This window comes from Rhodococcus sp. CX, assembly GCF_015865005.1.
Classification (GTDB): Bacteria; Actinomycetota; Actinomycetes; order Mycobacteriales; family Mycobacteriaceae; genus Rhodococcus.
On the sequence record NZ_JADZGH010000096.1, the window covers coordinates 1 to 9,649 of the forward strand.

Genomic DNA, 9,649 nt, shown 5'->3' on the forward strand with positions numbered 1-9,649 from the left:
GCACCGGAGCGGCGGCCCCGGGTGTCCGGGTTTCGGCTTCCGTGCGCGGCGTGGGGCTCGCGACCGCGGACTCCGCCGGCGGCGCGGGTGCCGGCTGCCGCGGTCCCGCTCCGATCGGCACCGGCAGCAGGTCGCCGGTCGAGATGTCGACGACCGTCAGCTGCGGCACCGAGGTCGCGGCGGGCTGCACGACGAACAATCGCTTCGGATCCAGTCCCTCCCAGCCGTCGCCCGTCAGTTCCGGGGCCGGTGTCAGCACGGGGGCCGTCAACGGTGTGCCGCGTGCACACCGCACTTTCGGGGTGCCGCGATCGTCGACGAGCACGACCGTGCCCGCCTCGAGTACCGACTGCACGGGGACGACGGTGCCGCTGCGGTACTCGTGCACGGTGACGCGGGTGTCGGCCCGCAGCAGCACCGGTGTCAGCTTGCGGACGTATTCGCGGGCGTCGGTGACCTTCAGGACGCCGAGCCACGCCTCGATCTTCGCGGGATCCTGCTCGAGGCTGTCGACGAGTTCCTGCCGGTCGCACAGTTCGCGCTCGAGGCTGCCGCCGTAGAGCGCGGGGCGGTCCCCGGCGACCGCGGCGGTGCCGTCGTCGGTCACGGCCACCGGATCGCCGGTGCCCTCGACATCCTCGTCGTCGGGTTCCGGCACCACGACCGGGACCTGGGCCGGCAGCAGCAGTCCGGTCCAGGGGTACTGGTCCTGTGCGGTCGCGATCTCGAGTCGCACCGGTTCGGTTCGCTCGGAACCACCCGACGAACATCCACTCACCACGAGCGCGATCAGAACGAGCACCAATCCGAATCCGCGCGCAGCGGCATCGGTGGCCACCCGCACATCCTAGGACGGGTTACAAATGCGATCGGTGGATTTGCGGATTCACCGGAACGGGGTGTCGGGCGATATGTCCTGTGTGGAGAACACCTCCGCCACGAAGTCCACGAGCAGTTCGTCGACCCGGCGCGCGCGTTCCATCTGCACGAAGTGACCGGCGCCGTCGAGCAGGTGAACGCCCCTGAGGTCCGGCACCGTCTGCCGCATCCGCTCCAGCGCGTGCGGTCCGGACATGGTGATGACGGGGTCGTTCGCGCCGGCGACGAACAACGTCGGCACCTCGAGCAGAGCCGGTTCACTTCCCGCCACCGCCTCCCAGTTGGCGTCGTAGGCGCGATACCAGGACAGGCCGCCTCCGAATCCGGTTCTCGCGAACACCCTCGCGTAGTGGTCGAGTTCGTCCTCGCTCAGCCAGTCCCAGGGCAGGTCCGGCGCCTCGGGCAGCACGTCGAGGTAGCCGTTTCCGTCCGACGGGTGCTGCCAGATGTCCAGGTACCGGTATCGGCCGGACAGCGCGTGGAACAGCCGCTGCAGGAACTCGCGGGGCCGCGCGTCGAGTTCGTGTTCCGCGACCCCCGGGTCCTGGAAGTAGTGCAGGTGCAGGAAGTGCCGGCGGGCCATCGCCGCGTACAGCTCGGTGGGCCGCGCGGGCAGCGGGTCCGGCGCGTACGGCACGGCGAGCAGGACCAGCCCGGCGACGCGGCTGCGGTGGCGGAGCGCGGCGGTCCACGTCGCGGGTGCCCCGAAGTCGTGCCCGACCAGAACGGCCCGTTCGATGCCGAGTGCGTCGAGTAGGCCGACGAGACGATCCGCGACCACGGCGTTGGTGAACTCGTCGATCGAGGTCGGCCGGTCGGTTCCGCCGTAGCCGGGCATGTCCGGCGCGATGGCCCGGTAACCGGCGGCGGCGAGTGCGCTCACCTGGTGCCGATAGCTGTATCCGAGACCGGGGAATCCGTGGCACAGCACGACGGCGGGCCGGCCGGCGTCGCCGGCTTCGGCAATGTTCCACGTGAAACCATCGACCTCGACCACGACGGTGCGCATCAGGACGCGGGCACCGTGACCATGTCGTCCTGGTTCCAGTACGCCTTCATCGAGGTGATCTTCGCGTCGTCGTCGAAGGTCATGACGTCCACGACCTCCATCACGAGGTCCTGCTCGCCGAGGTGCGTGGTGAGGCGGAACAGGAACGCGGCGTTGTTCGCGGCGATCTTGAGGGTGAGCAGTTCACCGGTCTGCGCGAGCGGCTCGATGACGCCGTAGAACTCGCGCAGCGCCTCCTCGGTGGTGCGCGGTTCGGTGCCGACCGGGTCCTCGACGGTCGCGCCCGGCGCGTACAGGGCCAGGACATCGTCGGTCGTGCCCTTCGCGACCGAGCGGATGTAGTTCTCGACGGTCTCGCGGATCGCGTCGGTGGTCGGTGCCATGAAAGCCTCCTCGAATAGAACATGTTCTAGATCAGGAGACTAGTGTCACCGGAGCCCGCAGACCAGGTCCCGCAGCGAATCGGCTCCGCCCCGGCGCGCGGGATGCTTGGCTGACACGAACTGGATGACGCTGCAGGTGCGCTGAGAGGAGTCTTCATGAGCGAGACGGCCGCGTTCACCCTCGACGGTCACGGCGGAACCCTGGCCGGACGCCGCTGGCCGGCCGAGAACCCGCGCTATGTCGTGTTGCTGTGCCACGGCTACGGCGAGCACTCCGGACGGTACGAGTACGTCGCGACCCGGTTCGCCGCCGACGGCGCCACGGTCTACGCGATCGACCACGTCGGGCACGGACTCAGCGACGGCGAGCGGGTCCTCGTCGAGGACTTCGAGAAGGTCGTCGACGACTTCCACCTGCTCGATCTGACCGCGCGGCGCGAGAATCCCGGCCTGCCCGTCGTGCTCGTCGGGCATTCGATGGGCGGGATGATCGCCGCGCGCTACGCCCAGCGATACGGCGACAGCCTCGCCGCGGTCGTCCTGTCCGCGCCGGTGCTCGGCACCTGGGCCGCGGTCGACGCCCTGCTCGCCGCCGACGAGATTCCCGACACGCCCATCGACCCGGACACGCTCTCCCGCGACCCGGCGGTGGGCCGCGCCTACGTCGCCGACCCCCTCGTGTGGCACGGCCCGTTCAAACGGCCCACGGTGCAGGCACTGAAGAACTGCCTCGACACCATCTCCGCGGCCGGTCCCGTTGATTCGGTTCCGGTGCTGTGGCTGCACGGCTCCGACGACGGCCTGGTTCCGATCGAGGGCACCGTGCAGGGCTGGGGGACGTACTCCGGTGCGCAGGCACGGTCCGGCACGTACACCGGTGCGCGCCACGAGATCTTCAACGAGACCAACCGCGACGAGGTCCTCGGGGACGTGCTCGACTTCGTGAACAGCGTTCTGCCGGAACGGAACTGATCCGGCAGAACGCTGTCACCCGGAATCGGTGGGTCAGCGCACCACGTTGATCATCTTGCCGGGCACCACGATCACCTTGCGGGGCGCGGCACCGGCGAGCAGCTCGACGATCTTCTCGTCCGCCAGCGCCGCCGCCTCGATCGCGTCGGGCTTCGCGTCGGCGGGCACCGTGATGCGGCTGCGCACCTTGCCGTTGACCTGGATCGGGTACTCGACGCTGTCCTCGACGAGCCACTTCTCGTCGGCGACGGGGAACGGACCGTGCGCGAGCGACTCGGTGTGCCCGAGCCGCGACCACAGTTCCTCCGCGAGGTGCGGCGCCACCGGCGCGAGCATCGACACGAGCGGCTCGACCGCGGTCCGCGGCGCGCCGTCCGGGTACGTCTTGGTGAGGTGGTTGGTGTACTCGATGAGCTTCGCGATCGCGGTGTTGTCCCGCAGGTTCGCGTAGTCGTCGGACACACCGGCGATGGTGCGGTTCAGCGCACGCAGCGTGTCCTCGGCCGGCTCGGCGTCGGTGACGCGCACCGCGCCGGTCTCCTCGTCGATCGCGGCGCGCCACACGCGCTGCAGGAAGCGGTGGGCACCGACGACGTCCTTGGTCGCCCACGGGCGGGACTGGTCGAGCGGACCCATCGACATCTCGTACACGCGCAGCGTGTCGGCACCGTAGTCGTCGCAGATCTCGTCCGGCGCAACGGAATTCTTCAGGGACTTGCCCATCTTGCCGTACTCGCGGTTGACCCGCTCGCCGTTGTGGAAGTACTCACCGTCGCGCTCTTCGACCTCGTCGGCGGGGACGTAGACACCGCGCGAGTCGGTGTAGGCGTACGCCTGGATGTAGCCCTGGTTGAACAGGCGGCGATACGGCTCCGAGGACGTGACGTAGCCGAGGTCGAACAGCACCTTGTGCCAGAACCGCGCGTACAGCAGGTGCAGCACGGCGTGCTCGACACCGCCGACGTACAGATCCACACCGCCCGGGTCGTTCGGGCCGTGAATCTCCGGCCGCGGACCGGTCCAGTACGCCTCGTTCTCCTTGGCGCAGAACTCGTCCGGGTTCGTCGGGTCGATGTAGCGCAGCTGGTACCACGAGCTGCCCGCCCACTGCGGCATGACGTTCGTGTCGCGGGTGTAGCGCTGCAGGCCGTCGCCGAGATCGAGGTCCACCTCGACCCACTCGGTCGCCTTCGCGAGCGGCGGCGACGGCTCCGAGTCGGCGTCGTCCGGGTCGAACGACACCGGCGCGTAGTCCTTCACATCCGGAAGCTCAACGGGCAGCATCGATTCCGGCAGCGGGTGCGGGCGTCCGTCGGCGGAGTACACGATCGGGAAGGGCTCGCCCCAGTAGCGCTGACGCGCGAACAGCCAGTCGCGCAGCTTGTACTGGATGGTGCCGGTGCCGGCACCCGATTCCTCGAGCTTCGCGACGATCGTCTTCTTCGCGTCCGCGACGGCGAGACCGTCGAGGTAGTCGGAGTTCACCAGCACACCGTCGCCGGTGTACGCCTCGGCGGTGATGTCGCCGCCGGAGATGACCTCGCGGATCGGCAGGCCGAACGCGGTCGCGAACTCCCAGTCGCGCTGGTCGTGTCCGGGCACGGCCATGATCGCGCCGGTGCCGTAGCCGGTGAGCACGTAGTCCGCGATGAACACCGGCAGCTTCTCGCCGTTGACCGGGTTCACGGCGTACGCGCCGAGGAAGACGCCCGTCTTCTCCTTGCTCTCCTGCCGCTCCAGATCGGACTTGGCGGCGATCGCGGCGCGGTAGTCGGCGACGGCCTCGGCCGGGGTGGCGGCGCCACCGGTCCAGCGCTCGTCGACGCCCTCGGGCCACGCGCCGCCGACGATCTCGTCGACCAGGGCGTGCTCGGGCGCGAGCGTGACGTAGCTGGCGCCGAACAGGGTGTCGGGGCGGGTCGTGAAGACCTCGATCTCGGCGTCCTCGTGGCCGTCGACGGCGAACTTCACCTGGGCACCGTGGCTGCGGCCGATCCAGTTGCGCTGCATCGTCTTGACCTTGTCCGGCCAGTCCAGGAACTCGAGATCGTCGATGAGACGGTCGGAGTACGCGGTGATGCGCATCATCCACTGCCGCAGGTTCTTCCGGAACACGGGGAAGTTGCCGCGCTCGGAGCGGCCCTCGGCGGTGACCTCCTCGTTCGCGAGCACGGTGCCCAGGCCGGGGCACCAGTTGACCAGCGAATCCGAGCGGTACACCAGGCGGTAGGCGTCGAGCGCGTCCTGCTTCTCGGCGTCCGACAGCGCGGCCCAGTCGCGGCCGTCGTCGAGGGTGCGGGCACCGGACTCGAGTTCGGACTCGAGTTCCGAGATGCGGCGGGCCTTTCCGGCCTCCGTGTCGTACCACGCGTTGTAGATGGTCAGGAAGATCCACTGCGTCCAGTGGTAGAAGTCCACGTCGGTGGTCGCGACGGCACGACGCTCGTCGTGGCCGAGGCCGAGACGACGCAGCTGCCGCTTCATGTTCGCGATGTTCGCCTCGGTCGTGGTGCGCGGATGCGTGCCGGTCTGCACCGCGTACTGCTCGGCCGGCAGCCCGAACGAGTCGTAACCGAGCGTGTGCAGGACATTGTGGCCCAGCATGCGGTGGTAGCGCGCATAGACGTCGGTGGCGATGTAACCGAGCGGATGCCCGACGTGCAGGCCCGAACCGGACGGGTACGGGAACATGTCCTGCACGAACAGCTTGTCGGCGGGCACGTCGCCGGCCAGGGGGCCGACCGGGTTCGGCGCTTCGAACGTGCCGCGTTCGCGCCACAGCTCCTGCCAGCGCTGCTCGATCCGCCCGGCAAGCTCGGCGGTGTACCGATGCTGCGGGGTGGCGTCGGACGACGGAGTGGAAGTCTGATCAGGACGAGTCACGGCGGTCGCTATCTACTTGGCTGGCGTCTGTTACCTCCGACCAGGGTAGAACGTGGCCGAACCCGACCGGACCGGCGGCTGCGTCCGGCGGTATCCTGGTCGCCGTGTTGATCGTCGCCATCGTGCTGTTCGTACTCGCCCTCGCTGTCGGTGTCGTCGCCGTCGCCGGGCTCACCGGACGGCTCGGACGCAACCGTTGGGCAGGTGTCCGCACCGCGGACACGCTGCGCGACGACGAGACGTTCGCCCTGGCCAACAAGGTCGCGGCCCCCAGCATCCTCGGTTCCGCCGTGCTGCTCGTCGCCGGTGGTGTCGCCGCGCTGACGCTGCCGACCGTCGCCGGTGTCGTCGCCGTCGTCGTCACGATCGTGGCGGCGTTCGCCACGGCCGGGGCCGGCGGATCCATCGCGGCGCGGGTGGCCGCTGTCACCAAGCCCGAGGAGACCGAGGGTTGCGGCACCTCGTGCGGCGCGTGCAGCCTGCGCGGCGCGTGCGAGCCCACCGCCTGACGACGGTCGGCGCCTGACGACACACGTCTCGGGCACTCTCGCGGATCGTCCCGCAGTCCCTACTCTGGGCCGGTGACGACCCGCCGCATCATCGATCCCGCCGGTGCCCTGTTCGGCATCGCCCTTCCGATCGCCGCCGCCGTGGCCGCGGTGCTGGTCACCGCTGCGTGGGAACCTCGCCTGCCCGCCGCGATCGCGACGCACTGGCCCGGTCCGGACCCGGACGGGTTCTCCTCGCCGATGTCGAACGCGTGGACGATCGCCCTGGTCATCGTGCTGGTCGGTGGCGGTTGCAGCGCGATCGCGGCGCTCGCGCAGGCCATGCTGATGATGCGGCGGTACATGCTCGTCGTCGGGCTGGGCGTCACCGGACTGCTGGTGACCATCCACGTGACCATGCTGGCGGCGCAGCTGGACCTTTCCGACGCGGCGCAGGCGCAGCTGCCGATGTGGTCGATCGGCCTCGGCGTTCTGCTCGGTGTCGCGGTCGGGCTCGTCGGTGCCGCGTTGCTCCGGGACTACCGGGAGCGGGTCCCGGCGACCGCTGCCCCTGACGCGAAGCTCCCTCGCGGTCGCGTCGAGTTGCCGATCGTCGACCAGGTCGGGACCGGCACCCGCACCACGGCCGTGCTGGCACTCGTGGTGCTGGGCCCGGCCGTGCTCGTGTGCTGGTCCGCCGGCTCCTGGTGGCCGCTCGCAATCTTCCTGCCGGTCGGGGTGCTGGTGCTGAGCCTGCTGCGGTTCCGGGTGACCGTCGACGAGGCCGGCGTGCGCGTGCGCAACCTCGGCATGACGGCGGTCGAATACGGCCTCGACGAGATGATCGGTGCGAAGGTCACCGAGACCCGGCCGTTCGAGGACTGGGGCGGCTGGGGGCTGCGCGCTAAGGGCCGCGGCCGGTACGGACTGGTCACCAACACGGGCCCGGCGCTGGTGTTCACCACCGCGGGCGGTCACGAGTTCACCGTGACCACGGAGCGGGCGCAGGAGATGGCCGGGGCGCTCAACAGCCTCGCCGACGCTCGCGTCCGCTGAACTCCGCGCCGGAATCCCGAACCGGCCGAGCTACGGGAAACGGGGACATCGTACGGACCGGTCCGGTTCAATGGAATGCGAATTTCCATGGAGCACAATCGACCGGATGCCCGGAGGTTCCAGTGAGTCATCGGAGACGATCACACCCCGACGGGATACTCGCTCCCGCCTACACGACCCGCCTCGACACCGACCCGGTGCCCGCGTCGAAACTGCCTCAGGGATCGATGGAACCGGACGCGGTGTACCGGTTCATCCACGACGAGCTGATGCTCGACGGCAGTTCCCGGCTCAATCTCGCGACCTTCGTCACCACATGGATGGAGCCGGAGGCGGGCCGTCTCATGGCGGAGACCTTCGACAAGAACCTCATCGACAAGGACGAGTATCCGTCGACCGCAGCGATCGAGGAACGCTGTGTCGCAATGGTCGCGGACCTGTTCAACGCGCCGGGACTCACGGAGTTCGATCCGGCGTCGGCGACGGGTGTGTCGACTATCGGCTCGAGTGAGGCGGTGATGCTCGCCGGGCTCGCCCTCAAGTGGCGGTGGCGGCAACGTCACGAAGCGGCCGGCGGCGACACCTCCCGTCCGAATCTTGTTCTGGGAAGCAATGTTCAGGTGGTGTGGGAGAAGTTCTGCCGCTACTTCGACGTGATACCCAAGTACCTTCCGATGGAACCCGGGCGCTACTCGATCACGCCGGATCAGGTGCGAGAAGCCGTGGACGAGAACACGATCGGCGTCGTCGCGATCCTCGGCACCACGTACACCGGTGAGCTGGAACCGGTATCGGAGATCTCCGCGGTTCTCGACGAGGTCGCCGCGTCGGGTGGGCCGGACGTGCCGCTGCACGTCGACGCCGCGAGCGGCGGATTCGTGGTGCCCTTCCTGCGTCCGGAACTCGAATGGGACTTCCGGGTACCGCGCGTGGCGTCGATCAACGTCAGCGGCCACAAGTACGGCCTGACCTATCCGGGAATCGGATTCGTGGTGTGGCGCGACCAGGACGCGCTGCCCGAGGACCTGGTGTTCCGGGTCAACTATCTCGGCGGCGACATGCCGACGTTCACCCTGAACTTCTCACGCCCCGGCAACCAGATCGTCGGCCAGTACTACAACTTCCTGCGCCTCGGCCGCTCCGGCTACCAGCGGATCATGGAAACGCTCCGCACGACGGCGGTCCGGTTGGCGCGGGGGATCTCCGAGATCGAGGGCATGAACGTCATCACGGACGGCAGCGCCATCCCGGTCATCTCCTTCGAACTGACCGACGATCCGGGCTTCACGGTCTTCGACATCTCACACGAACTGCGTGCCCGCGGATGGCAGGTGCCGGCATACACGATGCCCGCGGACGCCGAGGACGTCGCGGTGCTGCGGATCGTCGTCCGTGAGGGATTCAGCGCCGATCTGGCCCGGATGCTGCACACGGACCTCGTCGAGGTGTGCGACGAACTACGCAAGAGCGGAATCGGAAAGCATTCGACGGAAAAGCATTTCGCTCACTGAGCGGTGTGCCTTTGTGGCGGCTGGGACCGCCACAAAGGCACACCGGGGCCGAAGGCCCACCTAGTTGCGCTCGACCTCGATGGGGTGCGTCGCGAGCAGGGCGAGCGGCAGAGGCTGGCGGCGCAGGACGCGGGCCCACAGGTCCAGGCGGGCCGGGGCGAGAAGGTCCTGCGGCAGTGCCGACAGGACCATCCAGTCGCGGTTCCTCAGTTCCCCCTCGAGCTGGCCGGCGCTCCAGCCGGCGTAGCCCGCGAAGATCCGGACGCCTTCGACGACGGGTCCGACGACCTGCGGGTCGGTGTCGAGATCGATCATGACGACACGTCCGTCGACGCGGCGCACTCCGGGGATTCCGTCGGCGGAGGTGCCGATTCGGAGGGTGCCGAGGCACAGCGCGGAGTCGCGCCGGACCGGGCCGCCGACGAACAGGGCCTTCGGTTCGGCGGAGACCGGTACCCACTGGGGCAG

General features: G+C 69.1%; 9 protein-coding genes. 4 read left to right on the top strand and 5 right to left on the bottom strand.

Annotated elements, in window-relative coordinates; all coding sequences use genetic code 11:
* From I0Q12_RS10280 to I0Q12_RS10290, 3 genes are all read right to left on the bottom strand, one after another.
* The coding region (locus tag I0Q12_RS10280; RefSeq protein WP_197251826.1) for a DUF6777 domain-containing protein at positions 1-838 on the bottom strand (838 nt) is incomplete at its 3' end.
* 48 nt (positions 839-886) lie between these two features.
* Positions 887-1,888, bottom strand: coding sequence for an alpha/beta fold hydrolase (locus I0Q12_RS10285; protein ID WP_197251827.1), 1,002 nt, complete (start codon positions 1,886-1,888; stop codon positions 887-889).
* Positions 1,888-2,271 (bottom strand): nuclear transport factor 2 family protein, encoded by a 384-nt coding sequence (locus I0Q12_RS10290; protein WP_197251828.1) that lies wholly within the window; start codon positions 2,269-2,271, stop codon positions 1,888-1,890. Before I0Q12_RS10290 ends, I0Q12_RS10285 begins: the two co-directional genes overlap by 1 nt.
* Positions 2,272-2,427: 156 nt before the next feature.
* Between I0Q12_RS10290 and I0Q12_RS10295 the strand changes: the two genes are divergently transcribed.
* Positions 2,428-3,243, top strand: a complete 816-nt coding sequence (locus tag I0Q12_RS10295; protein ID WP_197251829.1) for an alpha/beta hydrolase — start codon at positions 2,428-2,430, stop codon at positions 3,241-3,243.
* Positions 3,244-3,276: 33 nt separating this feature from the next.
* On the opposite strand, the gene leuS is transcribed toward I0Q12_RS10295, so the two are convergent.
* On the bottom strand, positions 3,277-6,126 hold the full coding sequence (gene leuS, locus I0Q12_RS10300; RefSeq protein ID WP_197251830.1) for a leucine--tRNA ligase: 2,850 nt from the start codon (positions 6,124-6,126) through the stop codon (positions 3,277-3,279).
* Positions 6,127-6,230: 104 nt separating this feature from the next.
* Here leuS and I0Q12_RS10305 point away from each other — a divergent pair, with 104 nt between their 5' ends.
* The 3 genes from I0Q12_RS10305 to I0Q12_RS10315 all read left to right on the top strand — a co-directional run bounded on the left by I0Q12_RS10305 (position 6,231) and on the right by I0Q12_RS10315 (position 9,181).
* Positions 6,231-6,635, top strand: a complete 405-nt coding sequence (locus I0Q12_RS10305; protein ID WP_197251831.1) for an SdpI family protein — start codon at positions 6,231-6,233, stop codon at positions 6,633-6,635.
* A 72-nt stretch (positions 6,636-6,707) separates the two neighbouring features.
* Positions 6,708-7,670: a DUF1648 domain-containing protein gene (locus tag I0Q12_RS10310; protein WP_197251832.1), complete on the top strand. Its 963-nt coding sequence runs from the start codon at positions 6,708-6,710 to the stop codon at positions 7,668-7,670.
* A gap of 122 nt (positions 7,671-7,792) precedes the next feature.
* Entirely contained in the window at positions 7,793-9,181 is a 1,389-nt protein-coding gene (locus I0Q12_RS10315; RefSeq protein WP_197251833.1) for a glutamate decarboxylase, read from the top strand.
* A gap of 60 nt (positions 9,182-9,241) precedes the next feature.
* Here I0Q12_RS10315 and I0Q12_RS10320 read toward each other — a convergent pair.
* Positions 9,242-9,649, bottom strand: a 408-nt coding sequence (locus I0Q12_RS10320) for a YqgE/AlgH family protein (RefSeq protein ID WP_231610409.1), incomplete at its 5' end; no start/stop codon positions are given.

Bases quoted from the DNA above. Each gene is read 5' to 3' on its own strand.
- I0Q12_RS10295 (WP_197251829.1), top strand. From the start codon at position 2,428: ATGAGCGAGACGGCCGCGTTCACCCTCGACGGTCACGGCGGAACCCTG.
- I0Q12_RS10285 (WP_197251827.1), bottom strand. From the start codon at position 1,888: ATGCGCACCGTCGTGGTCGAGGTCGATGGTTTCACGTGGAACATTGCC.
- I0Q12_RS10290 (WP_197251828.1), bottom strand. From the start codon at position 2,271: ATGGCACCGACCACCGACGCGATCCGCGAGACCGTCGAGAACTACATC.